Origin of the sequence: Nocardiopsis sp. NPDC006198 (assembly GCF_040613895.1) — a bacterium.
In the GTDB taxonomy this organism is placed as follows: domain Bacteria; phylum Actinomycetota; class Actinomycetes; order Streptosporangiales; family Streptosporangiaceae; genus Nocardiopsis; species Nocardiopsis tropica.
Map to the genome: position 1 here is coordinate 80,152 of NZ_JBEXSY010000007.1, position 25,926 is coordinate 106,077.

General features: G+C 72.6%; 23 protein-coding genes and 1 tRNA gene. 10 read left to right on the forward strand and 14 right to left on the reverse strand.

The features are described 5' to 3' along the window. Positions 1-345: 345 nt before the first annotated feature. A complete protein-coding gene (locus ABZ234_RS07220; RefSeq protein ID WP_355011373.1) occupies positions 346-1,176 on the reverse strand; it encodes a hypothetical protein in 831 nt (276 codons plus the stop codon). Between the two features lie 322 nt (positions 1,177-1,498). Between ABZ234_RS07220 and ABZ234_RS07225 the strand changes: the two genes are divergently transcribed. Then, entirely contained in the window at positions 1,499-3,241 is a 1,743-nt protein-coding gene (locus ABZ234_RS07225) for a GAF domain-containing protein (RefSeq protein ID WP_355011374.1), read from the forward strand. 63 nt (positions 3,242-3,304) lie between these two features. Here ABZ234_RS07225 and ABZ234_RS07230 read toward each other — a convergent pair whose 3' ends face one another. The 3 genes from ABZ234_RS07230 to ABZ234_RS07240 all read right to left on the reverse strand — a co-directional run bounded on the left by ABZ234_RS07230 (position 3,305) and on the right by ABZ234_RS07240 (position 6,797). After that, positions 3,305-3,976, reverse strand: a complete 672-nt coding sequence (locus ABZ234_RS07230; protein ID WP_267947245.1) for a response regulator transcription factor — start codon at positions 3,974-3,976, stop codon at positions 3,305-3,307. Positions 3,977-4,226: 250 nt separating this feature from the next. Further along, entirely contained in the window at positions 4,227-5,741 is a 1,515-nt protein-coding gene (locus tag ABZ234_RS07235) for an amidase (protein WP_355011375.1), read from the reverse strand. 30 nt (positions 5,742-5,771) lie between these two features. Then, complete coding sequence (locus tag ABZ234_RS07240) at positions 5,772-6,797, reverse strand: D-2-hydroxyacid dehydrogenase (protein ID WP_355011376.1); 1,026 nt, start codon at positions 6,795-6,797, stop codon at positions 5,772-5,774. Positions 6,798-7,118: 321 nt separating this feature from the next. Here ABZ234_RS07240 and ABZ234_RS07245 point away from each other — a divergent pair, with 321 nt between their 5' ends. The 4 genes from ABZ234_RS07245 to ABZ234_RS07260 all read left to right on the forward strand — a co-directional run bounded on the left by ABZ234_RS07245 (position 7,119) and on the right by ABZ234_RS07260 (position 10,037). After that, on the forward strand, positions 7,119-7,601 hold the full coding sequence (locus ABZ234_RS07245) for a DUF3830 family protein (protein WP_267950573.1): 483 nt from the start codon (positions 7,119-7,121) through the stop codon (positions 7,599-7,601). An 89-nt stretch (positions 7,602-7,690) separates the two neighbouring features. Further along, complete coding sequence (locus ABZ234_RS07250; RefSeq protein WP_344180194.1) at positions 7,691-8,491, forward strand: Asp/Glu racemase; 801 nt, start codon at positions 7,691-7,693, stop codon at positions 8,489-8,491. Positions 8,492-8,525: 34 nt separating this feature from the next. Next, positions 8,526-9,278 carry a maleate cis-trans isomerase gene (locus tag ABZ234_RS07255; protein ID WP_352982240.1) on the forward strand — a complete coding sequence of 251 codons (753 nt, stop codon included), beginning with the start codon at positions 8,526-8,528 and terminating at the stop codon, positions 9,276-9,278. Between the two features lie 60 nt (positions 9,279-9,338). Then, on the forward strand, positions 9,339-10,037 hold the full coding sequence (locus tag ABZ234_RS07260; RefSeq protein WP_267947250.1) for a GntR family transcriptional regulator: 699 nt from the start codon (positions 9,339-9,341) through the stop codon (positions 10,035-10,037). Positions 10,038-10,161: 124 nt separating this feature from the next. Here ABZ234_RS07260 and ABZ234_RS07265 read toward each other — a convergent pair whose 3' ends face one another. Then, a complete protein-coding gene (locus tag ABZ234_RS07265; protein WP_355011377.1) occupies positions 10,162-11,625 on the reverse strand; it encodes an NAD-dependent succinate-semialdehyde dehydrogenase in 1,464 nt (487 codons plus the stop codon). A 161-nt stretch (positions 11,626-11,786) separates the two neighbouring features. On the opposite strand from ABZ234_RS07265, the gene ABZ234_RS07270 reads away from it, so the two are divergent. After that, positions 11,787-13,043 carry an aminotransferase class III-fold pyridoxal phosphate-dependent enzyme gene (locus ABZ234_RS07270; protein WP_355011378.1) on the forward strand — a complete coding sequence of 419 codons (1,257 nt, stop codon included), beginning with the start codon at positions 11,787-11,789 and terminating at the stop codon, positions 13,041-13,043. Positions 13,044-13,111: 68 nt separating this feature from the next. Here the strand turns inward: ABZ234_RS07270 and ABZ234_RS07275 are convergent, their stop codons facing one another. Next, on the reverse strand, positions 13,112-13,780 hold the full coding sequence (locus ABZ234_RS07275) for a DUF6518 family protein (RefSeq protein WP_355011379.1): 669 nt from the start codon (positions 13,778-13,780) through the stop codon (positions 13,112-13,114). Positions 13,781-14,434: 654 nt separating this feature from the next. Here ABZ234_RS07275 and ABZ234_RS07280 point away from each other — a divergent pair. The 3 genes from ABZ234_RS07280 to ABZ234_RS07290 all read left to right on the forward strand — a co-directional run bounded on the left by ABZ234_RS07280 (position 14,435) and on the right by ABZ234_RS07290 (position 16,229). After that, entirely contained in the window at positions 14,435-15,379 is a 945-nt protein-coding gene (locus ABZ234_RS07280; protein ID WP_267947254.1) for a glycoside hydrolase family 16 protein, read from the forward strand. 205 nt (positions 15,380-15,584) lie between these two features. After that, positions 15,585-15,660 (forward strand) — tRNA-Arg (locus ABZ234_RS07285). 347 nt (positions 15,661-16,007) lie between these two features. Continuing rightward, a complete protein-coding gene (locus ABZ234_RS07290; RefSeq protein WP_355011380.1) occupies positions 16,008-16,229 on the forward strand; it encodes a hypothetical protein in 222 nt (73 codons plus the stop codon). 108 nt (positions 16,230-16,337) lie between these two features. Here the strand turns inward: ABZ234_RS07290 and ABZ234_RS07295 are convergent, their stop codons facing one another. From ABZ234_RS07295 to ABZ234_RS07310, 4 genes are all read right to left on the reverse strand, one after another. Then, positions 16,338-16,532 (reverse strand): hypothetical protein, encoded by a 195-nt coding sequence (locus ABZ234_RS07295; RefSeq protein ID WP_267947255.1) that lies wholly within the window; start codon positions 16,530-16,532, stop codon positions 16,338-16,340. 184 nt (positions 16,533-16,716) lie between these two features. Then, positions 16,717-19,245, reverse strand: a complete 2,529-nt coding sequence (locus tag ABZ234_RS07300; protein WP_355011381.1) for an MMPL family transporter — start codon at positions 19,243-19,245, stop codon at positions 16,717-16,719. Positions 19,246-19,293: 48 nt separating this feature from the next. After that, positions 19,294-19,956 (reverse strand): TetR/AcrR family transcriptional regulator, encoded by a 663-nt coding sequence (locus tag ABZ234_RS07305; protein ID WP_267947257.1) that lies wholly within the window; start codon positions 19,954-19,956, stop codon positions 19,294-19,296. A gap of 281 nt (positions 19,957-20,237) precedes the next feature. Continuing rightward, positions 20,238-20,393, reverse strand: a complete 156-nt coding sequence (locus ABZ234_RS07310) for a hypothetical protein (RefSeq protein WP_267947258.1) — start codon at positions 20,391-20,393, stop codon at positions 20,238-20,240. A gap of 336 nt (positions 20,394-20,729) precedes the next feature. On the opposite strand from ABZ234_RS07310, the gene ABZ234_RS07315 reads away from it, so the two are divergent. After that, entirely contained in the window at positions 20,730-21,104 is a 375-nt protein-coding gene (locus ABZ234_RS07315) for a VOC family protein (RefSeq protein ID WP_267947259.1), read from the forward strand. A 60-nt stretch (positions 21,105-21,164) separates the two neighbouring features. Here the strand turns inward: ABZ234_RS07315 and ABZ234_RS07320 are convergent, their stop codons facing one another. The 4 genes from ABZ234_RS07320 to ABZ234_RS07335 form a co-directional block, all read right to left on the reverse strand. After that, positions 21,165-22,868 carry a choice-of-anchor I family protein gene (locus ABZ234_RS07320; RefSeq protein ID WP_355011382.1) on the reverse strand — a complete coding sequence of 568 codons (1,704 nt, stop codon included), beginning with the start codon at positions 22,866-22,868 and terminating at the stop codon, positions 21,165-21,167. 493 nt (positions 22,869-23,361) lie between these two features. Then, positions 23,362-23,775, reverse strand: coding sequence for a hypothetical protein (locus ABZ234_RS07325; protein WP_267947261.1), 414 nt, complete (start codon positions 23,773-23,775; stop codon positions 23,362-23,364). 421 nt (positions 23,776-24,196) lie between these two features. Then, entirely contained in the window at positions 24,197-24,952 is a 756-nt protein-coding gene (locus ABZ234_RS07330; RefSeq protein ID WP_355011383.1) for a hypothetical protein, read from the reverse strand. Between the two features lie 198 nt (positions 24,953-25,150). Further along, the gene (locus tag ABZ234_RS07335; protein WP_355011384.1) at positions 25,151-25,906 is read right to left on the reverse strand and encodes a L,D-transpeptidase family protein; all 756 of its coding nucleotides are present in this window, start codon (positions 25,904-25,906) and stop codon (positions 25,151-25,153) included. Between the last annotated feature and the right edge of the window lie 20 nt (positions 25,907-25,926).

Genomic DNA, 25,926 nt, shown 5'->3' on the forward strand with positions numbered 1-25,926 from the left:
TCCTTCCGAGGTGGTGCGCGGTTGTCAGGGGGGACGGCGGGGCGGGTGTCGTGTCCCGCCGTCCGTGGCTCCGCTCCCCCGCGGGGGAGGGGCGCCGTGCGGTTCGAGCTCTCCGGCCGGGGAGCCCGGCGCGCCTGGAGGGCGCGCGGCGCTCTGCCGGTCGTCAGTCGTGGGTCTGGCTGGCCGACGGCTGACGTGAACCCCGCTGTCGGGAAGCGTGGCTCACGTCAACCCCCAGGGAGTTCCGGGTTCGTCGCTCACCGTGATGACGCGGGAGCGGCCCGGGGCTGGGAAGGGCGTGCCGAGAGGAAGGTCGCCGGACGTGCCGGACGGGGGACCGCGCCGCTAGTCGGGCGAGAAGGTCGGCTCGTCGGCGGACTCGGCGGGCGCCGAGCGCAGGACGTGCCGGGCGGCCTGGAACAGGCCGGGGGACGGGGCCGGGGCCCCGTGCGCGGTCAGGTAGCCCGCGACGAGTGCGCCGCCGGCTGTGCCCGCCCCACCGGGGACGGAGGGCGCGGCGGCCGTGGCGGAGGCCGACGGGGCGTCGTGCCCGACGGGTGCGGCGGGCGTCCCGTCGGCACGGTCGGCGTCCTGGCCCGTCCCGGGGACCGGGTGGGCGGACGGGGACGGCGGGTGGGCCTCGTACACCGGGGGCACGGCGTCGTCCTCGACGGCTTCGGCCGTCCTGCCGGGGGCTCCGCCGTCGGACCCGGCTCCGGGCCCCTGCCCGTCCGCCGGGGGCGTCGGCACGGCCCCCTCCTCCTGGAGGCGCCGCTCCACGGGGTCCGTGACCCCGTCGACGGTGTCGCGGACCTGCCGGGCGACGTCGGCTCCCCCGTCCTGCGCTCCGGGGGCGACCGCCGCGGAGGCGTCGGACACCACCTGCGCGGTGCCCTCCCCGAGCGCGGCGACGGTTCCGGCCAGCGGCGCGCGGAGCGCGGTCGGCGCGATCGGGACGTACTCCCCGGTATGCGCCTCGGCGGTGGTTCCGGCCTGGTAGACCAGGGTGGTGGCCAGGGAGTGCTCGTCCGCCCGCGCCGCGTCGGACGCCGCCGTCCAGGTGGCGACCATGAGGCCGCAGAGGAGGGCGGCGAGCAGCAGCGCGCGCCGGACCGGCGCGGGAAGCACGGCGGCACGGGCGCCGGAGGCGCTCGTGGAGCCGTGGATTCCAGTCACCGGGGTTCCTTCCACCGTGGGACTCGGGGGCCGACGCGCGAGGGCGGGCCGGTGCCGGGAGCGGTGCCGGGGGCGGCACGGTCCGGGCCGTCGTACGCGAGGTCGGCAAGACCTTCGTGCGTCGACTGACCGCGACGTTAGCATGAATTACACGACCGGAGCCCCGAATCCACAGGAATTCCCACCCTCCCGAACAGGCTTCTGAGCAGCCAGATGTGGCAAACCGGGGAAAAACCAACGACAATTCACACATAACGCCCGAGGAAAAGCGCGCATTGCCAACAGAGACCGTCCGACCGGCTCTGCGGAGGTTGACGAACACATGACCGAGAGCCCCCAGAGCCACCCCCTGTCCGCCCGGAGCCTGGACGACCTGCTGACCGAGGTGCACTCCCTGGACTCCCGCCTGTCCGCCCAGGGGCGGGTGCGCTCGCTGCTCCAGGCGGTCCTCTCCATCGGCGGCGACCTGGACCTGGCCACCGTCCTGCGCAGGCTCACCGAGGCCGCGGCGCAGCTCGCCGGGGCCCGGTACGCCGGCCTCGGCGTGGTCGACGAGGAGGGCGGGTTCAGCGAGTTCATCCCGGTCGGCATCAGCAAGGAGCAGGCCGAGCGGATCAACCGGTTCCCGCACGGCCGCGGGGTCCTGGCCGCCCCTCTGAACCGGCGCGCCGCGCTGCGCCTCGCGGACCTGCGGGACCATCCCGAGTTCGGCGGATTCCCCGAGGGGCACCCGCAGATGGCGAGCTTCCTCGGCGTGCCCATCCAGGTGCGGGACGAGGTGTTCGGCAACCTGTACCTCACCGAGAAGGCCAACGGCGGGGAGTTCGACGAGGAGGACGAGGCGATGGTCTCCGCCCTGGCCACGGCTGCCGGGGTCGCCATCGAGAACGCGCGCCTCTACGAGGAGGCGCGGCTGCGCGAGCGGTGGCTGGAGGCCTCCACGGAGATCACCACGCGCCTGCTCTCGGGGGCCGACACCGAGGAGGTCCTCGCCCACCTGGCCGCCCAGGCCCGGGAGATCGGCGGGGCGGACACGGCCGTGGTGATGCTGCCCGACCCGCGCGCCCGCGGCCACCTGTTCGCGGAGATCGCGGACGGCCCCATCGCGCAGGAGATCCTGGGGACGCCCGTCGAGATCCACGACTCCGCGTGCGGGGCGGTCTACGAGACGGGGGAGGCGAGGGCCGTCCCGGACCTGCGCCAGGCGAACTGCCCGATGCTCACCCACCGCGGCTACGGCCCGGGCCTGCTGGTGCCGCTGGGGACCCCCGGCCACACGCGCGGGGTGCTGCTGCTGGGCAAGCTGTCCGACCGGGCCCCGTTCACCGCGACCATACGCCGCATGCTGCACTCGTTCTCGGTCCAGGCCGGGGTCGCCCTCGAACTCGCCGAGGCGCGGAGGGACACCGAGCGCCTGGTGGTGCTGGAGGAGCGCGACCGGATCGCCAAGGACCTGCACGACGTGGTGATCCAGCGCCTGTTCGCGTCGGCGATGACGCTGATGAGCACGATGCGGCTGATCGCCTCCCCCGAGGTGGAGGAGCGGGTGCGGCGCACCGTCGATGAGCTCGACGGCACCATCCGGGAGATCCGTTCGACGATCTTCGCGCTGCAGAACCCGCCGAGCCGCCGCGACACCTCGTTGCGCGGGCGCATCCTGAGACTGGCGGAGAACACCGCCCACAGCCTGGGGTGCCACCCGGGGGTGAGCCTGGACGGGCCGATCGACGCCTCCGTGCCGGACGACGTGGGGGAGCACCTGCTGGCGGTGCTCGGCGAGGGGCTGACCAACGTGGCGAGGCACGCGGGGGCCACGGAGGTCCACGTCTCGGTGGCGGTCGAGGAGGACCCGGCCGCCGGCGGGTCCGCCGCGCTCACCCTGACGGTGACCGACAACGGCGTCGGCCTGCCCCCGGAGGGGCGGCGGAGCGGGTTGCGCAACCTGGACCAGAGGGCCCGGGCGCTGGGCGGCGGGTTCACGGCCGAGCGCGGTGAGACCGGTGGGACCGTGCTGGTGTGGAGGGTGCCGGTCCCCGGCGGCGCGCTGCCCCCGGAAGAGTTCTGACCCGTCCCGGGGCCCGGGGGCGCCGCCCCGGTCCGGGGCGGCACGGGCCGCCGCGGGGCCGCCCTAGTAGCGCCGGCCCCTCAGCTCGGCGACGAGGACGGCGGCCTGGGTGCGGCGCTTCAGGTCCAGCTTGGAGAGCAGGGCGGACACGTAGTTCTTGACGGTCTTCTCGGCGAGGTACAGGCGCTCGCCGATCTGCCGGTTGGTCATGCCCTCGCCGATGAGGTCGAGGATCTGCCGCTCCTGCGGGGTGAGCTCGGCCAGGGGGTCCGGCTCCGCCTGGGCCCCGCGCAGCCGTTCGAGCATCGCGCCGGTGCTGCCGGAGTCCAGCAGCGAGCCGCCCGAGGCGACGGTGCGCACGGCCCCGACCAGGTCCGCGCCGTGGATCTGCTTGAGGACGTATCCCGCCGCCCCGGCCATGACCGCGTCGTACAGGGCGTCCTCGTCCGCGAACGAGGTCAGCATCAGACAGGCGATCTCCGGGTGGTCCGACCGGATCTCGCGGCAGACCTGCACGCCCGATCCGCCGGGGAGCCGCACGTCGAGGACCGCGACGTCGGGGACGACGACCGGGATGCGGGCCAGCGCCTGCTCGGCGGTTCCGGCCTCGCCGACGACGGACATGTCCTCCTCGGTCTCCAGGAGGGCGGCGACGCCGCGGCGGACCACCTCGTGGTCGTCCACCAGGAACACCCTGATCCGCTTCCGAGCACCCTCGGTTCCACCGCCCGTCATCGACCCATCCCCATCCCTGCGCCACCGTTCGTCGGACACCGCTCCGAGGAAGACGGTAATACCTGAGGGGACCCTCGCGCGGGCCCTTAGGCACTGAACTCCCCGGGCAAAGGTCCCGGAAAGGGATATTTCATCCTGCTCGTGGAGCAAAGCACCTGTTCAAGGCCGGTGCGCCTGCGGCCGCGGAGATTCGTCGACATGTTCGCCGCCGCGTCCCCGCGGCCCGCTCCCGGGACCGTTCCGGGCGCGCTCACGGCCTCCGGCCGGCCCAGGGCCGGGCGAGCTCGAACGCGCGGCAGGCGGCCAGCACACGGGCGTCGGCGTGGCGGGGTCCGACCACCTGGAGCCCCACGGGCAGCCCCGCCCCCGTGAACCCGCACGGCACGCTCGCTGCGGGCTGCTGCGTCATGTTGAACGGGTAGCTGAACCCCGCCCAGGACGTCCACCGCTCCCCCGCCAGGTGCGGCGGCGACTCCAGGCCCGCCTCGAACGCCGCGATCGGCGTGGCCGGCGTGATCAGGAGGTCGTAGGAGGTGTGGAAGCGCCCCATCCGCGCGCCCATCTCCATGCGCAGCGCCATCGCGGTGAGGTAGTCCTGCGCCGAGTAGGTCAGGCCCTCCTCGATGATGCCGCGCAGCCCCGGGTCGAGGAGGTCGCGCTGCCGTTCGGTGAGCTTCTCCGTGGCCTTCGCGGCCCCCGAGTACCAGAGCACGTGGAACTCGTCCAGGGACCCGGGGAGGCCGGGGTCGGCCTCCTCCACCCGGGCGCCCAGCGACTCGAACACCGCGGCGGCGCCGGCGACCGCCCGCGCCACCTCGGGGTCCACGTCCAGTCCGCCCAGGGTGGGGCTGTACGCGATCCTCATGCCCCGCACCAGCTCCCCGGGGTCGGTGCTGCGGCGCACGTCGCCCAGGCCGGGCTCCGGGGTCGGCATCGCCATCCAGTCGCGCGCGTCGAAGCCGGACACGACCTCCAGCATCAGCGCCGTGTCGCCCACCGTGCGGGCCATCGGGCCCGTGTGGGCGAGCGACCCGAACGGGCTGGCCGGGTAGTGGGGGACCAGCCCCCAGGTGGGCTTGATGCCGCAGATCCCGCTGAAGCTCGCCGGGATGCGGATCGAACCGCCCCCGTCCGTGCCGGTGGCCAGCGGCCCCATCCCCGCCGCGACGGCGGCGGCGGAACCGCCGCTGGAGCCGCCCGGGGTGGTGGACAGGTCCCACGGGTTGCGGGTGACCCCGGTGAGGGGGCTGTCGGTGACGCCCTTCCAGGCGAGTTCGGGGGTGGTCGTCTTGCCGACGAACACGGCCCCGTTCTCACGCAGGCGCGCGACCACCGGGGAGTCCTCCTCCCACGGCCCGTCCTGGGGACTGGTGACCGACCCCTTGAGCGTGGGCCAGCCCCGGGTGAGGTGGATGTCCTTGACCGACGTGGGCACGCCGTCCAGCGCCCCGTCCGGCCGTCCGCGGCGCCACCGCTCCGCGGACGCGGCGGCGGCCTCGCGCGCCTCCTCCGGCCTGACGAGGCAGAACGCGTTGAGGGCCGGGTTGTCCCGCTCGATGCGCTCCAGGACGGCGTCGACGGCCTCCACCGGGGAGAGCTCTCCGGCGGCGTAGGCCTCGAGGAGCTGTTCGGCGGACAGGTCGGCCGGGGACGGGGAGCCGCCGCGCGCGGCGGCCGGCCCGGGGGCGCGCGAGGCCCCTCCCCCCGGAGCCCCGGATTCCGCTCCAGCGTCGTCGGTCTCGGCCCGGTCGGAACGGATCGTCACTTCAGCCTCCCAAGTCACACCACATGCGGGTCAGCCGGGCACGTAGCCACGGCTCTTGTCGACGACGTTGAGCAGCTCTCGTCCGTCGAGGTAGCGGTCGAGGTTGTCGAGGAACAGGTCCATGAGGTCGTCGCGCCAGCCGACGACGTCACCGGACATGTGCGGCGAGACGACCGAGCCGGGCAGTCCCCAGAGCGGGGAGACCGCCTTGAGCGGTTCGCGCCGGAACACGTCCAGCGCGGCTCCGGCGATGACCCCGGCGTCGAGGGCCGCGGCGAGGTCGGACTCCACCACGATGGGGCCGCGCGCCACGTTGAGCAGTCGGGCCGAGGGCTTCATCAGCTCCAGGAAGCGCCGGTCGACCAGGTCCCGGGTGGAGTCGGTGAGCGGCGCCGCGATCACCACGTAGTCGGCGCGGGGCAGCTCGCCCAGCAGGGTGGGGCCGCCGTCCGTGCCGCTCTCGGCCAGGCTGGACTCGACGACGGCGCCGAAGTCGGGATCGCCCTCGCGGGCGCGGCTGCCGGAGGCGCGCACCTCCATGCCGACCGCCGAGAGCTTGCGGGCGATGCGGCGGCCGATCGGGCCGGTGCCGACCACGAGGGCTCGGCTGCCCGACACGCGCTCGGTCTCGCGGTGCTCCCAGCGGTGCTCGCGCTGGAGGTCCCAGGTCCGGTGGAAGTCCTTGGCGAAGGCGATCACCTGGCCGAGCACGTACTCGGCGATGTGCTCGTCGAAGATCCCGCGCGAGTTCGTGACCACGACGCCGCTGTCGACCAGGCCGGGGAACATCAGGTTGTCCACGCCGGTGGTCGCGGCGTGGACCCACTCCAGGGAGTCGGCCCCGGCCCAGGCGGAGGCGAGTGCCTCCGTGAACAGGTCCCACACGAGCAGCGCCCGCGCTCCGGGCAGCTTGGCCGGGAGCTCCTCGGCGGTGGCGTAGTCGACCCCCTCCAGGCGCGGGTCGCCGTCCACCCGTGCGTGTCCGGGCGGCAGGACGCCCCCGTGCAGGACGAGGAGCCTCGGTCGGTGGGGCGCGGAAGGGACGGAACTGTTCACGGGCGTGCGCTCTCCGGTCGGCGGCGATGGTTCAGAGAGGTCTTCTGCGGTGGGGAGGATCGCCCTGCACGGGAAACGCTAGGGAGCCGACATAGGATTGTCAACAATCCACAAAGCGGTCGTTCCCACCGGATACCGGCCTCTCTCACATCACATCCGACCAGGCGCGCCCCATCCGCACCAGTCGGGTCTATTGCCGCGCCGGTCTTGTTGATCGTAAGATTGTCGACAATCAACAGTCCTGTTGTCCGGAGTGTTCCAGCCGGTCCCCGGCCGAAGGTCCGGGCAGACGCCGAAGGGACTCACCCATTGCCCAGGTACATGACCGTCACCCTGCCCGCCCGCGGGGTCTCCTGCGTGGCCGAGCTCCTCGACGAGGACGCGCCGCGCACCTGCGAGGCCGTGTGGAACGCCCTCCCCCAGGGAGACGCCGTCCAGCACGCCAAGTACGCGCGCAACGAGGTCTACACGATGGTGCCGAGGTTCGCCGAGGTCGAGCCCGGCCAGGAGAACCCCACCGTCACCCCGATCCCCGGCGACATCGTCTACTTCTCCTTCGACGGCGGCATGCTCGACCGCGCGTTCAAGGAGGACAAGGGGATCGGCGACCTGCCCGGCGTCATCGACCTCGCCCTGTTCTACGGCCGCAACAACCTCCTGCTCAACGGCGACGTCGGCTGGGTGCCCGGCAACGTGTTCGCCACCGTCGTCGAGAACCTGCCCGCCATGGCCGAGGCCTGCAACGACGTCTGGCGCTCCGGAAGCGTCGGCGAACGGCTCCTGTACGAACGACTGGAGCGCTGAGCGCCCCGCGGGGCCGCACGGCCCCCCGTCCCGGCGCGACCCGCGCATCCGAGAAGACACGACAACACATCCCGGGAGGTGAGTGACCGATGCGTACCGAGGGGAACCACACGAGCGGCACCGGCGCGGAGCACGGCGTCGTCGAACTGGCCGCGACCACGCGGACGCCATGGCAGTCGGGGGTCGGCGTCATCGCGCCCTACGACTTCGCGCTCGACCGCGAACTGTGGCGCTGGACGCCGGACGACGTCTCACTGCACGTCACACGGCTGCCGTACGTCCACGTGCCCGTGACGGTCGACCAGGCCGCGGCCCTGTCCCGCGAGGAGAACGTCGACCCGGCCGTCAGGGCCCTGCTCGCCCCCGAACCGCTGGCCATCGGCTACGCCTGCGCCTCCGGGAGCTTCGTGCACGGGGCCGAGGGGCAGCGGCGCCTCCACCGGACCATGGTGGACGCCGGGGCGCCCGCCGCCGTCACCACCTCCGGAGCCCTCATCCAGGCCCTCGACGCGCTCGGGGCCGACCGGATCGCCGTCGTCACGCCCTACGTGGACAGCGTGACCGACCGGCTCCTGGCCTACCTCGCCGAGCACTCGGTCGGGGTGACCTCCAGCGTCGGCCTCGGCCTGCTCAGCCACATCTGGAGGGTCACCTACGAGGAGGTGTCCCAGGCGGTGCACGCGGTGGACCGCCCCGACGCCCAGGCGGTCTTCATCAGCTGCACCAACGTGCTCACCTACGACATCATCGCGCCGCTCGAACGCGAGCTCGGCAAACCGGTGATCGCCGCCAACCAGGTGACCATGTGGGCGGTGATGAAGGCCGCGAACCGGCAGGCCGTGGCCCGGGGACAGAGCCTGATCGACGTGGCCGCGCCGAGCGCGGCATGACACGCCCGGGCCGACCGCACAGGAAGGAGAGCCCATGACACGCGTCGGATTCCTCTATCCCGGATTCAGCGCCGAGGACGACTACAAGGCCTTCGAGGAGCTGCTCGGAGGGGACGTCGAGCTGCCGCTGGTGCACACCCTCATGCGTGAGGACGCGCACCGCGTGGACGCCCTGCTCGACGTCGGCGGCGAGGACGTGCTCGCCGAGGGCGCCCGCGAACTGGCCGCGATGGAGGTGGACTCCGCGGTGTGGGCGTGCACGAGCGGGAGCTTCGTCTTCGGCTGGGAGGGCGCCGGGAAGCAGGTCGAGGGGGTGCGCCGGGCCGCCGGGGTGCCGTCCTCGAGCACGTCCTTCGCGTTCGTGCACGCCCTGAGCCAGCTCCGGATCTCCAGGGTGGCGATCGCCGCCACCTACCCCGACGACGTCGCCCGGCGGTTCGTGGAGTTCCTCACGGAGGCCGGGGTGACGGTGCTCTCCCTGGCCAGCCACGGCATCGCGACCGCCGCGGAGGTCGGCCGGCTGGGCCCGGACGACGCCGTGGACTTCGTCATCTCCAACGACCACACGCGGGCCGACGCCGTCCTGGTGCCGGACACCGCCCTGCACAGCGCCCACCTCATCGAGCCCATGGAGGCGCTGCTCGGCAAGACCGTGCTCACCGCCAACCAGGTGAGCGTGTGGGAGGGGCTCCGGCTCGCCGGGGCGGACACCGTGCGGCCGAGCGGGCCCGGAACCCTGTTCCGGGTGGGCGCCGGTGCGGTCAGGAGCGCCCTGCCGGCCCGTTAGCCTCGACCTCGTCGCCCGACAACATCCCCTGTGTCCCGTTTCTCGAGAGGAGGGCGGACCATGCCCGCCCCTGGCCGACTCAGCCCCGTCCCACGTCGCTCCACCGCCGAACTGATCGCCGACCAGCTCCGGTCCGCGATCATGTACGGCTCCCTCGCCCCGGGGGACCAGCTCGGCGAGGCGGAGCTGGCCGGGCAGCTGGGCGTGAGCCGCGGCCCCCTGCGCGAGGCGATGCAGCGCCTCGTCCAGGAGGGGCTGCTGCGCAGCGAACGGCACAGGGGCCTGTTCGTGCGGGAGCTCACCCAGGCCGACGTCCGCGACGTCTACGTGGCCAGGCTGGCGGTCGAGAGGACCGCGTGCGAGCTGATCATGCGGGGCAACCGGGGTGAGGCGGTCGCCCGCCTCACCCCGGCCGTGGAACGGCTCGCCCTGGCCGCCGCGGGGGGCGACCGGAACGCGATGAGCGACGCGGACCAGGCGTTCCACCAGACCCTCGTGAGCTGTGCGGGCAACAGCCGCCTGGAGCGCATGTCGCAGACCCTGCTGGTGGAGACCCGCATGTGCCTGACGGTGATGCAGCACGTCTACCCCGAGCCGGGCGAACTCCTGGAGGAGCACCACCGCATCCTCGACGCCATCGCCGACGGCGCCGAGGACCGGCTGCTCGCGCTGATCGAGTCGCACATGGTGGACACGGTCCAGCGCATCCACGACGGTTTCCCGTCGCCGCCGGAGGCCGCGCCGGGGGCCGGGGTCTAGGACCGCCCTCCCCGGGCCCCGGTCCCGGGACGCGGGGCGGTGCGGACCCCCGCGCCCGGTCCGGTCGACGGACCGCCGCGGGGGGAGCCCCGCGCCCGCGCGCGGGACGCGGGACCCCGCCCGGTCAGATCCCGCCGATGCCCACGTACTTGGTGTCCAGGAACTCGTCGATGCCCACGCGGCCGCCCTCGCGGCCCAGGCCGGAGTGCTTCACCCCGCCGAAGGGCGCGGCCGGGTTGGAGACCACTCCCTGGTTGAGGCCGACCATGCCGGTCTCCAACGCCTCGCTGACCCGCAGCGCCCGGTTGAGGTCCCGGGTGTAGAGGTAGCTGACCAGGCCGAACTCGGTGTCGTTGGCCGCCCGGACCGCCTCCTCCTCGGTCTCGAAGGTGAGCACCGGGGCCACCGGTCCGAAGATCTCCGTCGTGGACAGCTCGCTGGCGAAGGGGACGTTCGCGAGCACGGTCGGCCGGTAGAAGTGCCCGGGGCCGTCGCCGGGGCCGCCGCCGACCAGCACGCTCGCACCGCGTCCGACCGCGTCGTCCACCAGGCGCTGCACCTTGTCGCGGGCCTTGTCGTCGATGAGCGGGCCCACCTCGACGCCCTCGTCCAGCCCCCGCCCCATGCGCAGCGCACCCATGCGGGCGCTGAGGCGCTCCGAGAACTCCTCGGCGATCCCCGACTGCGCGTAGATGCGGTTGGCGGCCGTGCACGCCTCGCCGATGTTGCGCATCTTGGCGAGCATCGCCCCGTCGACGGCCGCGTCCAGGTCGGCGTCGTCGAAGACGAGGAAGGGCGCGTTGCCGCCCAGCTCCATGGACGTGCGCAGGACCTGTCCGGCGCTCTGCTCCAGGAGCTTCCTGCCCACGGCGGTCGAACCCGTGAAGGAGAGCTTGCGGACGCGGCCGTCGCCCAGCAGGGGCTCGGTGACCGCTCCGGGGTCCGTGGTGGGCAGGACGCTGAGAACCCCTTCCGGCAGCCCGGCCTCGGTCAGGACGCCCGCGAGGGCGAGGGCCGACAGGGGGGTCTGGTGGGCGGGCTTGAGGACCATCGTGCACCCGGCCGCGATAGCGGGCCCGATCTTGCGCGTGCCCATCGCCATGGGGAAGTTCCACGGGGTGATGAGCATGCAGGGCCCGACGGGCTGCCGCATGACGAGGAAGCGCGACTTGCCGTCCGGCGACGTGGAGAACCCTCCCTCGATGCGGACGGCCTCCTCCGCGAACCAGCGGAAGAACTCCGCCGCGTAGGCGATCTCCCCCTTGGCCTCGGCCAGCGGCTTGCCCATCTCCAGGGTCATCAGGACGGCGAGGTCCTCCTGGCGCTCCATGAGGAGCCCGTAAGCCCGGTACAGGATCTCGCTGCGCTCCCTGGGAGCCGTCCGCGCCCAGGAGGGCTGGGCCCGGTGCGCCGCGTCGAGCGCGGCGAGGGCGTCCTCCTTCCCTGCGTCCGCGACCTCGCAGAGCACCTCGCGGGTCGAGGGGTCCTCCACCTCGAAGGTGGCCCCGGAGTCCGCGTCGCGCCACTCCCCTCCGACGAAGAGCCTCTTGTCCACCTGCGCGACGACCCGTGCTTCCTGGTCCGACATGTTCACTACTCCCCGGTCGACGGGCCCACCCGTTTCGGTCGGCCTGTGGTCAGAACTGCCCGACGTGCGCCCACTGGACACCGCCACTGCACGGATGTTTCCATAGCAGTGTCGATTGTCAACAATCCTACGGAACCCGAACCACGGAATCGAGGCCACGCATGGCGGAGCTCTCCCCGGTCCTCAAGCAGGCGACACCCGTAGTCGCGGCGCGAGGAGAGGGTGTCTACATCTACGACGAGGACGACCGCCGCTATCTCGACTTCACCGCGGGCATCGGTGTGACCAGCACCGGGCACTGCCACCCCCGGGTCGTCGCCGCCGCGCAGGAGCAGGTGGCGACCCTCATCCACGGCCAGTACACCACCGTGATGCACCGCCCCCTGCTGCGACTCACCGAGCGCCTCGGCGAGGTCCTGCCCGAGGGCGTCGACCGCCTGTTCTACGTGAACTCCGGCAGCGAGGCCGTGGAGGCCGCGCTCCGGCTGGCCCGCCAGGCGACCGGCCGGCAGAACGCCGTCGTCTTCCAGGGCTCGTTCCACGGCCGCACCATGGGGGCCGCCTCCCTGACCACGTCCGGGGTCAAGATCCGCGCCGGCATCGGCCCGCTGGTGCCCGGCGTGGTCGTGTCCCCCTTCCCGTACGCCTACCGGCTGGGCCTGTCCGAGTCCGACGCGGTCGCCCACGCCCTGCGGGAGCTGGACTACCTGTTCTCGACGGTGACCTCCCCGCAGGACACGGCGGCGGTGTTCATCGAGCCCGTGCTCGGCGAGGGCGGCTACGTGCCCGTACCGGACGCGTTCCTGCAGGGGCTGCGTGAGCGCGCCGACAAGCACGGGTTCCTGCTGGTCGCCGACGAGGTGCAGACCGGGTTCGGCCGGACAGGGACGTTCTGGGGCCACGAGCCCTCGGGCATCCGCCCCGACATCGTCATCACCGCCAAGGGGCTGGCCAGCGGGTTCCCGCTGTCGGCCATCGCGGCGCCCGCCCAGATCATGGAGAAGGCGTGGCCCGGCTCCCAGGGCGGCACCTACGGGGGCAACGCGGTGTCCTGCGCGGCCGCCCTCGCCACCCTGGACGTGATCCAGGAGGAGGGCCTGGTGGAGAACTCCGCCCGCATGGGCGAGAGGCTGCGCCAGGGCCTGGAGAAGGTGGCCGGGGCCAACGAGGTGATCGGCGACGTGCGCGGCCGGGGCCTGATGCTCGCCAACGAGTTCACCGCCCCGGACGGCTCGCCCGACGCCGCGACGGCGCTGCGCGCCCAGCAGGCGGCCTCGCGCAACGGGCTCCTGCTGCTCACCTGCGGCCCGGCGGGCAACGTCGTGCGGATGATCCCGCCGCTGATCGTCGACGGCGACCAGGTCGACACGGCCGTCTCCCTGTGGGCGGCCTCCGTCGAGGAGGCCGTCTCCTCCTGACCGCCCGCCCCGGGACCGGGCGGTACGCCGCCCGGCCCCGGGGCGTCGACGCGGCCCGCCCGGGCCCCTCACACCGGGGCGGCCACCGCACCCGCCAGCAGGTGGAGGCCCGCGCCCAGCGGGACGAGCGCGGCGAGCACCGCCAGCGACCGCAGCCGGTCCGCCCGGCCGCCCGGCAGGAGGAGGGGAGCCGCCAACCCGAGCAGCACCTGCGCCCAGACCGTGCCGGGCGCGGACGGGAGGTCCGCCCGGTGGAGGAGCTCGAAGGCGCCCGCGGCCCCCGGTGCGGCGCCGAGCAGGGCCCCCGCGCTCGCCCGCCACCAGCCCGAGCTGCCGCACCACCAGGCCCCGGCGACGCCGAGGAGCGGTCCGTGGACCAGCCCGACCGCTCCCCACACCAGGGGCGCATGGAGGACCTGGCCGCCGCACAGCAGGATCGCGGCGCCGACGTGGCAGCCGGCCACCGCGCCCGCCTGGGTGAGGCCGCCCGCGAGGGCGCACGTCCACCAGCGGTGCCCGCAGCCGACCGCGCCCACCGCGAAGGCGGCCGCCGCCCACACGGCGCACACCGTCCCGGGGTTCGCGATCCACCCCGGCGCACCGGGCAGCAGGAGCCGGGCGGACATGGTGGCCACACCGAGGATCAGCCCGCCCGTCAGGGAGAGGACGAGAAGCGCCCACACGGGCACGGGCCGGGCGACCGGCACGTGGATTTTCGACCCGGCGAAGGCTTCCATGTACATATGCGTACTATCGGGGCGTGGCACGCTCCCGGTTCCGGGCCGAGGCCCTGAACGCGCGGGCGCCGAGGAGGTCCGGGACGGACCGACCCACCCGGCGCCGGAGGCCGACCGCTCCCCGGAGTCCCCGAGGCGTGACCGACGGACGCCCCCGGGCCTCGGCGGCGCCCCGGGCACCCCCTCCTCCGCGCCTCCTCTCGCCGAAAAGCAGAAGCCACAGAAATGGCGCTCTCCACGGCGGGCGAAACTCAACACCCCTTCGCCACCCGCCCCCACCAGGGAATACTCCCCGGTCACGCATCCGTCGGAAAACGTTCATCCGGGAAAACGAAAGCCGTGCGACCGCCCTATGACATGGGACACACGGCGATGTCATTACCAGTGACAACACGGAAACCCTCCGAAAGGGTCGCCGTACCGGGTTGACGCGGCGGATCCACGATCGACAGATTGGGCCCGTCTCCACAGCCCCTCCGGTGAGGCCTCCCCCATGACCGATCGACGACCGCTCCTCGGCGGGGCCCACGGCTTCGCCTCCTACGTCCAGGACCACGCCCCGGTGTCCCTCGACGTGACGCCGGCCCCGTTCTGACCGCCCGTCCCGGGCCGCCCCCGGTCCGGTCCCTCCACACGAATCCGAGGAGTCCCCCCGTGCCCGTCCCCCTCCGCTTCGGCGGCATCGCCCTGGCCTGCGCCGTCACACTCCCCCTCGCGGCCTGCGCGACGGGCTCCCCCGTCCAGGTGGAGACCGTCTCCGACCGGACGTCCACGACGTCCGCCCCGTGCGGCCTGTTCTTCGACGACTTCGACTACGGCGACCACACCGACCCGGCCCTGCGCGCACAGGGCTGGAACGTGCGCAGCTGGGACGGCGGCCCCGGCGTGCCCGGCGCCTCCTGGGACGCCGACAACGTCTCCTTCGCCCAGGAGGGCGGCAACTCCGTCCTGCGCCTGACCTCGACCACGGACGGCACCCCCGCGGGCACGAGCCAGGCCGAGCTGACCTTCGGCGAGGAGAAGTTCCACGAGGGCACCTACGCCGCCATGGTCAAGTTCGCCGACGCCCCGGTCTCCGGCCAGGACGGCGACACCGTGCTCCAGACCTTCTACACGATCACCCCGCTGGCCTACGACAACGACCCGGACTACAGCGAGCTCGACTTCGAGTACCTGCCCAACTCGGGATGGGGCGCCCCCGCGGAGGCCATGTACCTGACCTCGTACCACACCTACCAGCGCGATCCCTGGGTGGCGGACAACGTCAGCGACGTGGTGAACCGCTCCTTCGAGGGCTGGCGCGACCTGGTGATCCAGGTGGAGGACGGCGTGGTCCGCTACTACGTGGACACGCACCTGGTGGCCGAGCACAGCGGCAAGTACTACCCGTCGTCGCCGATGTCGATCAACTTCAACCAGTGGTTCATCGACATGACCGGCCACGTCGGCGGCCCGAGCACCTACGTGCAGGACGTCGACTGGGTGTACCACCAGCAGGGCGAGTCCGTGGCCCCCGAGGAGGTCAACCGGCGCGTGGGCGAACAGCGCAACGCCGGCGTCTCCCGCGTCGACGGGGTCGTCCTCGGCGGAGGGTGCTGACCACCGGCGCCCGACCCTTCCGTTCCGGCGGCCCCGGCGCGCCTCGCGCCGGGGCCGCCGGCCCCTCGCGGGGCGACCGGGGACACGGACCGGCATGACGGGTCACACACGCACACAACGGTTCGAGGCCCTCCGGCACCGTGATAGAGTCGGAGACGTCGCCAGGGAGGCCAGGCCAACCGGGCGACACACAACTGAACAACCTGCACTCGTAGCTCAATGGATAGAGCATCTGACTACGGATCAGAAGGTTGGGGGTTCGAGTCCTCCCGAGTGCACCACCTTGAGACAGTGGAGAAGCTGCCGATCCGCCACCAACGGGTCGGCAGCTTCTTTGTGTCCCCACAACTCGTGCCCGACCTGCTAACCACAGGCCGGGCGCTCTCTTTTGTGCCCGGCCCCTGTGGAGCAGCGTGGCTCCTCAGGTGTAGCAACCGGGATGGATCGCCGACGTTCGCCACGGATCGGAACGCCTACGCGGTATGCTCTTCCGCCTTGACGAGCGGTGGGTCGAGCCCTTCGCGGCCTGGTGTCTGGGATGGGTTGAAATGATCGCTCACTGTCTCGGCAACGACCAGGTGGCCCGCCTACTGTGGGACTACTCCGAGACGCAGTTGGGAGGTCCCTGATGGCACGCCTGGACAGCGATGGCGTCACCGTGCTCGTACCGACCGGAGGCACCCTTCCCGACGGCACCAAGTGGGACGCTGCACAGCGCCTCAGCCCTGGAGACGAGGACTACGACGAGGCCCTGGCCGCCGCCCGCGCTCGTGCCCGTGCGCGCACGCCGCGACCAGAGCCCTCCGACGCGGACATCGATGCCTTCATCGTGTCGCTGAGTCGCGAGTAGCGACACCGCTTCTTCCCGCAAGCCCCGTACCGATCCCGGTGCGGGGCTTTCGCGTGCCCGCACGCCCAGCCGATACCGGGAGGACGGCCGTGCGGGGAAGACGGAGACCTAGTCGTCGACCTGGCCGTCGGTGAACCGTCCGACCGGTTCCAGGTTCAGGCCGCGCAGGGCCCTGGAGATGTCGGACAGGGCCTTGGCGTTCGCCAGGGAGGCGAAGAACCGGGCACTTTCCAGATCTCCCCTCTCCTCGGCCGCGACCGCCTTGTCCACGAAGTGGTCGATCCTGGTGTCCGTGAACCCCATCGCTACCCCCGGTGTTCTCGTCGAACGCACAGTCATGCCAGCTTAGGGCGCGGACGGTGTACGTCTCCGGCAACGCGCCCGGCGACATCGCGCCCGGCCGACGGCCGCCGGGCGGTCCCGCGGCCCGGACGCGACGAGGGCCCGGGGGCGGTGACCGCCCCCGGGCCCTGGTGGGACAGGTGCCTCAGCCCCGTCGGGAGGACACCTCGTCGGCGTCCTTCTCCGGGGTGGGGCCCGCGTCTGCGGCGGCGTCGCCGTCCTCGGCCCCCCGCTCGTGCGGGTGGCGCTTCTCCAGGGCGGCGCCCTCCACGTCGATGTCGGGCAGGATCCGGTCGAGCCACCTGGGCAGCCACCACGCACCGTTCCCCGCCAGGTGCATGAGCGCGGGGATCAGCGCCATGCGCACGACGAAGGCGTCGATGAGCACGCCGAAGGCGAGCGCGAACCCGATCGAGCTGATCATGACGCTGTGGGAGAAGACGAACCCGCCGAACACCGAGATCATGATGATCGCCGCGGCGGTGACCACGGCGCGGCCGGCGTGGAACCCGCGCACCACGGCCACCCGGGCGGGGTCGCCGTGCACGTAGGCCTCGCGCATGCCCGTACCGATGAAGAGCATGTAGTCCATCGCCAGGCCGAACAGGATGCCGGCCAGGAGCGTGGGCAGGAAGTTCAGCACCGGCCCGGTGTTCTCGATCCCGAAGAGGCCTCCCAGCCATCCCCACTGGTAGACGGCCACCACCCCGCCCAGCGAGGCGAAGAAGGACAGCACGAACCCGAGCGTGGCCACGACCGGCACGAAGACCGACCGGAACACCAGCAGCAGGATCACCAGGGACAGGCCCACGACCACGGTGAGGTAGGTCGGCAGCGACTCGCTCAGGGTCTCCGAGATGTCGATGTTGCCGCTGGCCATGCCCGCGACGCCCAGCGGCCCGGCGCCGTCGATCGGCTCCATGTCGCGGAGGGTGTGCACGAGTTCCTCGGTGGTCTCGCTGGACGGGCCGTCCTCGGGCACGACCTGGAAGATGGCCAGGGAGTGGTCGTCGGAGATCCCGATGGGCGCCACCGCCGAGACGTCGTCGTGGGAGTAGAGCTCCTCCGCGACCTGTGCCTGCTCGTCCAGGGCGTTCTGCTCGGCGGCCTCGTCGGTCGGTCCGCCGGTGAGTTCGGCGACGACCAGGAGCGTGCCGTTCTGTCCCGCTCCGAAGTTCTCCTCCACGGCGGTGTAGGCCCGGTACTGGGTGGAGTCGGTGGGCTCCGCGGAGCCGTCCGGCATGCCCAGTCGCAGGCCCAGGGCGGGCAGGGCGATGATGACCAGGGCGATCACGGCGACGGCGGCCTGGAGCACGGCCCGGCCGGTCGACATCGGCCGGATGCTCTCGGACCCGCCCGTGTTCCCGCCCCCGGCGGACGCGGCGGCGTTCTCCGCGAGGCGTCCGCGCTCGCGGCGCGACAGGATGCGCATGCCGATCAGCGACAGCAGCGCCGGGACGAGCGTGATCGCGATGAACACGGCGACGGCGATGGAGATCGCGCCCACACTGCCCATGAGGCCGAGGAAACCGATCCCGGTCAGGTTCAGCCCCAGCAGCGCGACGAGCACGGTCGTTCCCGCGAAGACCACGGCGTTGCCCGCGGTCCCGTTGGCCAGGCCGATGGACTCGCCGACCTCGGCGCCCTGCTTGAGCTGGCGGCGGTGGCGGTTGACGATGAACAGCGCGTAGTCGATGCCGACGGCCAGACCGAGCATCAGGCCGAGGATCGGCGTCACCGACGCCATCTCCAGCACCCCGGACAGCGACATCGCGATCAGGGTGGCGACACCGACGCCGATCAGCGCCGTCAGGATCGGCAGGCCGGCGCCCACCAGGGTTCCCAGCATGACCACCAGCACCACGGCGGCCACGATCACGCCGATCACCTCGGCGGTGCTGACCAGGCTGGGCATCGCCATGGCCATGTCGTTGCCGAAGTCGACGGTGGTGCCGGGCACCGGGTCGCTCTCGAAGACCGCCATGACGGCGTCGCGGGTCTCCTGGGAGATCTCCGTCTGGCTGTCGGTGAAGGCGATGTTGACCAGGGCGGTGCTGCCGTCCTCGGAGACCGTGCGGATCCCGGAGGCCATCTCCAGCATGGCCTCGCCCCGTTCGAGCTCCTCCAGGCCCGTCTCGATCTCCTCGAGGTTCTGGTCGATCACGGCCTGTTCGGCGTCGAGCCCGGTCTCGGCCTGGTCGAGCATCCCGGCGGCCTCGGCCTGGGCGCGGCCCGCGTCGAGCTCCGCCTGGCCGGCTTCGAGGTCCTGGAGTCCGGACTCGAGCTCCTCGCGGCCGTCCTCCAGTTCCTGCTGCTGGTCGGCCCGCTGGTCCTCGGTGGCGAACGGGTCCACCGTCGTCTCGACGCCGGAGGCCTCGGCGGCCTCCTCCGCGCGGTCGGCGATCGCGTCCTGCTGTTCCTCCGTGAAGGCCGAGCCGTCCTCGGTCTGGTAGACGACGGTGCCCGCGCCGCCGCCCATACCGGAGAACTCCTGCGACAGGAGCTGCTCCACCTCGTCGGTGGGCGTCCCCGGGATGGAGAAGCTGTCCTCCAGCTCCCCGGAGAAGAGGAAGAAGGCGGTACCGGCCGCCACGAGCAGCGCCAGCCAGATCGCTATGGCGGTCTTGGCGCGGTGTGCGCACGCGCGCCCGAGTCTGTAGAGAAATTCAGCCATGGTTGTTGTCTGCCAAACGGAGATGGGTGGTGGGAGCGCGTCGTGCGCTCAGGAGGAGGCGGGGCCGACCGAGCCGTACCCGTCCCGGTTGACGGCGATCATGCGGTCCAGCAGCTCGGACCAGACCCGGCGGGAGGACGCGGTGACGACTCCCCCGGTGGTCTGCTCCCAGCGCTGGACCGTGACCGCGCCGCCGCTGATGAGCGCGCCGCACATGAGGTCGACCACGAGCGGGTCGACACGCGGGTGACGGCGCGTCATGATCGCCGCCAGGCGGGCGCTCACGTCGTTCATCGCCCGCTCGAACAGCGCCGCACGGCTCGGGGCCGGTTCGTGCCCCTCCTGTTTGAGGAACTGCTTGAGCCGGGTGATCGGGGTGAGCAGGTCGGTGCTGCGTATCGCCGCGGCGAACTCGTCGAACATGCTCCCCGGGCGGTCGGCGTCCGCCGCAGTGAGGTTGGCCTCGATGCTGTCGACGATCGCCTCCAGCATCTGGCCGAACACCTCGAGGACGATGTCGTCCAGGGACCTGAAGTGGTTGAACACGGTCCGGCGGGAGACGTCGGCCCGTTCCGCGAGCTGGTCGACGGTGAAGCCGGTCCCCCCGCTCTCGGTCATCAGCGCGGCGGCGGCCTCGACGATGGCGCGACGGTGGCGCGACTTGAGAGCCGCACGCCGGTCACGTGAGGGCTGTCGGTGCTGGTCGTTCACGGTTTCACGCTAGACACCAGAGTGCACTAAGTGCAACGAAGCACTGGGTGCACCTAGTCACACTCGAGGCGCGGCCGACCCCGCCCCGGAGGCCGCCGTGCGCGGCGGACCCGCACCGGCCCGCCCCGCCGGCTCCCCGCGGCGTCGTACGGGGAGCGCCGCGGCGTCCCGCCACCCTTCGGGCCGGCCTTTCGCGGTCGAGCCGCGCCGCGGGACGGAGAACCCCTCCCGGTGTCCGTCCCGCGCGCCCCGGGCCCGTTCCCGCAGCGCCCCGGAAAGAGCTAGTCGTCGCCGGACGAGCCGCAGCCGTGCTCACCGAAACCGGGGATGCTGCCCTGGCTCCGCTCCCAGGCGAGCTGGTCGCCCTGGCGTTCGACGGCCTTGCGCTCCTCGGGCGTCAGGTCGTCGGGAATGGGGTCGCGGTCCTTGCGAGCCATGGTGGCCTTCCTGTTCCTTCTCCGTGTCGTGGTCCGGCACCGGACACGGCCGGTACTCCGCGGCGGCGCCTCATCCACCTGACGGAGCCGGGACGGAGGTCTGACGCGGAGAACGCCATGCCATTGAGTGACCTATGTCTCACTCTCCGCATTGACCACTGTACGGGAAAGGGGCCTGCCCCGGACGGCCCGCCGACCGGCAGCGGGGGCCGGGGAACGCCCGGCCTCCTCAGGGCGGACCCCGCCGGGGACCGGGGAGGCCGGGCCGCTGCGGCCCGCGGCCCGACCGCGCACGAAACCCCGGCCGCCCCGGCGGGCCTGTGGCATCCTGCGGCCATGATCGGACGACTGCGCACCATCGCCATCGACTGCCCGGACCCGGCCGCGCTCGCCGGGTTCTACTCCGAGCTCCTGGGGCTGCCCGTCACCTACGAGGGCGCGGACGGCTCCTGGGTGGAGATCGGCGACGGTGAGGGACCGCACCTCGCTTTCCAGCTCGCCCCGGACCACCGGCCGCCGGCGTGGCCGGACCCGGAGCGGCCCCAGCAGATGCACTTCGACATCCGGGTGGACGACATCGACGCGGCGGAGGACCGGGTGGTCGCCCTCGGAGCCACACCGCTGGCGCGTACGCACGACGCCCCCGGCGTCCCGTTCCGTGTCTACGCGGACCCGGCCGGGCACCCGTTCTGCCTGGAGTTCACCGAGTAGCCGCCCCCCGGCAGGCCGTTCGGGCCCGGACCCGGCCCGACGCCGGGTCCGGGCCCGGCGTCAGGCCGGGTCCACCCGGTAGAGCGTGGTCGACCCGGACACCTCGTTGGCCACGGCCAGGAGGGGCACCCCCGGGACGGGCGAGTCGTCGCCCGCGATGAACGCCAGACCCTCGGCGCCGAGGTCTCCGGTCTCCCGGGTCCCGGGCTCGGCGGAGAAGTCCCGGTTGTTGAGGTACTGCACGTGGAAGGCGGCGTTCGGGTCGGTGACGTCGTACACCATGACCCCGCCCACGCGTTCCAGGCCGATGAACGCGTACGTGCGGCCGGACACCTCGCCCAGCACGACGCCCTCCGGCTCGGGGCCCTTGTCGTCGCTGCGGCTCTCGAAGCTGTTCTCCGTGTGGTTGGAGTTGAAGAAGTCCGGCTCGGCCTCCGCGGTGATCCGCTCGAAGTCGGCACCGGAGTCGAAGAGCTGCTCCCCGTCCGCCGTCCAGATCGAGAAGGACCGGCCGCCGAACGCGTACACGTCCTCGTAGCAGGAGCCGTCCTCGCGCAGGCCGTCGGCCGCGGTGACCGTCAGCCTCCCGAGGGCGGCGTCGTCGGCCAGCCCCTCCGGCGAAGTGACGCCCAGGTCGTTGCCGTCGACGAAGTCGCGCAGGCGCGGGGAGTCCTCGCACAGCGGGGTCTCCTCGACCAGGTCGGCCAGCCTGGCCTCCTCCGAGTAGCCGTCCCGGTCCCGGGAGTCCCCCTCGTTGGCGGTGACCAGCAGGGTCCGGCCCTGCCACCGGTAGCTGTCGAAGCCGTCGGGCTGGTACATGCCGTACACCGGCCAGTTCTCGATCCGGACCGCCCCGTCGCGGTCGGACGCGTCCAGTCCGTTGCCGGGCTCCAGGTGGTCCTTGACCCCGAAGGGCACGATGTCGGTGAACTCCACGGTGCGCAGGTCCAGGACGGCGAACGCGTTGGCCTCCTGGAGGACCACGTGCGCGCTGTAGGCGGTGTCCGCGACGATGTACTCGGGTTCGAGGTTGCGCGCCACCCGGCCGGGGGTTCCCGGCTCGCCGGTGGACAGGTCCGGCCCGAACACCCGCACGTCGGGGTGGAGCTCCCTGTCCCCGTCCCAGGCGCGGAAGTCGGCCGTGCGCACGTCGTCCTGGGTGAGGGCGGCCGGCCTGCGGTTCACCCTGATCACGCTGACGGAGCCCTCCGGGTCGACGGTGTGGGCGTCGTCGGGCTCGCCCTCGTTGGCGACCAGGAGGTGTCGGCCGTCGGGGGTGAAGGTCGCCATGTCCGGCAGGGCGCCGACCCGGACCGCGTTCAGCGCCCCGCCCCCGGTGTCGAAGAAGACCACCCAGCCGTCGTCGGTGCGGTCCGCGGCCTCGACGGCCACGGCCACGACGCCGTCGTGGACCGCCACGGAGTTGGCGACCGCCCCCTCCCCGACCACCGACCCGTCCGCGGCCGCCACCCCGGCGACTCTCAGGTCGAGGAGCTTGGCGGGTGCGGACGGGTCCGAGATGTCGAGGACCTCGACCGTGGCGGCCGCGGCGTTGACCACGAACAGCCGCTGGGAGCGCGGGTCGTGGGCGACGATCTCCGCGGCCGCCGCGTCGAAGGAGCCCGTGCGGTAGGTACCGACCGCGGACAGTGCGACGCCCCCGGGATCCGTTCCGGCGGAGTGCCGTTCGTCGGCGTGTACGGGGGCGGCCGTCCCGGTGAGGGCGACGGTGAGAGCCGCTGTGGCCGCCATGGTCTTGCTCATGGGTCGTTCCTGGGGGTGAGGGGGAAGGGGGCGCGGACACGCCCGCGCCGCAGCCAACCAGCTCGGAACGAGGGACAGCCGAACGGGTGGTGGCGCGAGGGTGAAGGGACCGCGGGCTCGGGGGACCAGTATCCCTGTGCGGGGTGCCGCTGTGGCCCTGTTCGGAGAACTCCTCCGAGGTCCCCGCCGGGGCCGGGCCGCGGTTCCGCCGCCGGTCCCGGGCGGCGGCGTCGGACACGGGGACGACGGTGCGGCGGCCGAGACGTCGGGCCGCTTCGAGCTCGGCGAGGGACCTGCCGGAACCCGGCGGGAGGTCGGTCCAGGCGTGCCGGAGCCCCTCCGCACGGTGGGCGCCGACGGCGTCCGGGGCGGTGCGCCGGCAGGGGTGGAACTCGCCGGACCGGCGGGCCGCCGCGAGCGGCGTGGGTGTTTCGGACACGCACGCACAGCAGACGGGGCGGCCGTCTCCGGAGGGGGACGGGCCCCCGGGGGATCAGTACCCGGCGGAGCGGAGCCGCTGCCAGGCGGTGACCCAGCGCCGGCGCTCACCGTCGTCGGTACCCGCGCAGGCGGTGACGAAGGCCATGAGGAACACGTATCTGGGCAGCTCGGTGCCTTCGAGGGCCTGCTGGAAGGTGGAGCTCTTGACCGCTCCCCCGCACAGGTACTCGAGTTCGAGGTAGGACCAGTCGCCCGCCCAGACGAGGTAGCGGCGCATGGTCAGCAGGAACTCGGCGGGGTTCTCGGCGTCCAGGGGGTTGGGGCGCTGTTCGTAGCCGACCAGCGCCTGCACGGGGAGGCGGCGCTCGACGGTTGCGCTGGGGGTGGACAGGACGCTGTCCAGCCATGTGGTGCGGCCGAGGGCGATGTTGGGACCGGTGGGCTCAAGGATGTTTGTGGGACTCACATCGTCTCCTTTTCACCGGTCGAAATCGACGTCATGTAGTTCTTCCGTGCGTGGTACGCCCGAGTGGCGCAAACGCGAACAAGGGGGCTGAGAGAACACCGAAGGCCGGTCTCGGGATGTTGTGGAGGGAACTCCGACGGTTCGGTTACCAGGAAATCTACCGGATGAACACGACACGCGAAAGCGCCTGGTGCCCGGGTTCCGGAGAGGCGTGGGTCTCCCTGGCCTGTGACGTGGACGCCCCGTCGCGCCCCACTGTGGAATTTTTGTGCGCAACACAGCAAATGTCATCTGACACCCCGAGGGAAACGTCCGCAATGATGGGAAATGGTGGGAGCGGCGCGACCTGGGAAAGCATGGAAATGATCTTGCTTCCCCGAAAAGCAGGTTAACCGAATCACTAGTTTTAGCGGGACCGAAACTAGCCCTCCGGAGCCCACGCCAGGACGGTGGCGTCGTCGCTCGCCTTGCCCCGCGGGAACTCCGACCGCTCCGGATCGGCTCTTTCCAGTACGCGGACCCGGTCCACCAGGGAACGGGGTCCCTTGTCCGATACCAGGGCGAGAATCTGTCCCCAATTCAGGTCGCCGAAAGTCTCGGCCACCCGGCCCGCCCCGTCGGTCATCGCTGCGAAGGGGCGTGCGGGCAGGGTTCCGGTGATCGCCTCCTCGGCGGCACGCGTGTCCGCCCCCGCCGTCCAGAAGCCGCCCGGCACGTTGCGCAGGTCCCGGATCGCGCCCCGGCGGTCCGGCTCGGCCCTCAGGTCGTCGAGCCGGGTGTCGGCGACCACGACCGCTCCGCCCGCTCCGTCCTCCACCAGCAGGACGGAGTCGGACAGCACCAGGTACTCCAGCCGCCCGCCGCCCACCCGCACCGCCACCACCGTCGCCGACGGCGTCTGCCGGTTGTCGAGGTCGCAGGTGTCCGCGTGCAGCGCCGAGGCCGTGGCGATGGCCTCGGCCAGGGAGTCGCGGAGGGGCGCCCCCGCGTCCGCTCCGGCCAGCAGGAGCGCGCCGAGCCGCCGCGTGTACCAGGCGACGCCGTGGGAGCAGCCGTCGTCCAGGCCGACCGGGGCGGTGGCCCCGTCCAACAGCACGGCGCTGGTCGCGGTGGCGGCGGCGAAGTCCTCGTTCGGCCGGCCGGGGTCTCCCGGCTCCGTGGCGATCAGGAAGGGCACCGGGGCAGTTCCTCTCCGCCGGGCGGCGCCTGCGCACGGCTGCCCGTCATCTTCCCGCCCGGGCGGCGTTCACGCCGGACCTCCGCCCGGAACGCGCACGGGGCGCGTCGGCCGGAGCACCCCTGCCGGACGCCGCGAGGGCCACGGCGCCCGGCCGGCGCCCGGCGCCGGGGCGGAGCACCCCGGCGCCGGAAGGGGTCAGCGGACGAGGACGGAGGTGTGCACGTCGATGTTCCCGCTCTCCCAGAGCCAGTCCATCGCGGCCAGGCTCACCCGCGCGCACCCCTTGGAAGCGGGCTGTGCGGGAACGCTCGGGTATCCGTGGACGGCGATGCCGCCGTTGAAGTACTTGGGTCGGTAGAGGGCGCCGTAGGGGCCGGGGTCCCAGGCGTCCACGTCGCGGAAGACGGTGTAGGTGCCGGTGGGGGTGGTGGCGATCCGCTCGCTGCCGTCCGAGCCCTCGTAGGGCTGGCCGGAGCCGGTGGAGGTGTTGACGACGCGCTCGACCTCGCCGTCGGAGACCACCAGGAGCAGCTGCCTCTCCAGGTCGATCTCCAGCAGGTCGCCGGAGGTGGTCGTGGCGGAGGGGAGCACGCCCTCGTCGAGCGCTGCGCGGGTGGCGGGGCCGACCACGCCGTCGCGGTCGAGGCCGGCGGCCTTCTGGAGGGCCACGACCGCCTGGTCCGTGTGGAAGCCGAACTGGCCGTCCACGCCGTCGATCCAGTAGCCCAGCTCGGTGAGCCGCTCCTGGAGGGCGGTCACCTCCGGTCCCGTGCTGCCCTGGCGCAGCTCCGGTCCGGAGGCGGCGGGGCCGGGGGCGGCGGACGCCGGGGGCGCGAGCACGACGGCGCCCAGGAGGAGGGCGCACGCCGCGGCCAGGACCGCGACCATCGAGCGGACGGACCGTGTCCGGGCGGGCGGGGGAAGCGTGAGGAGTGAGGGGGGAGTTGCCATACGTCACCTGTACCCACGAA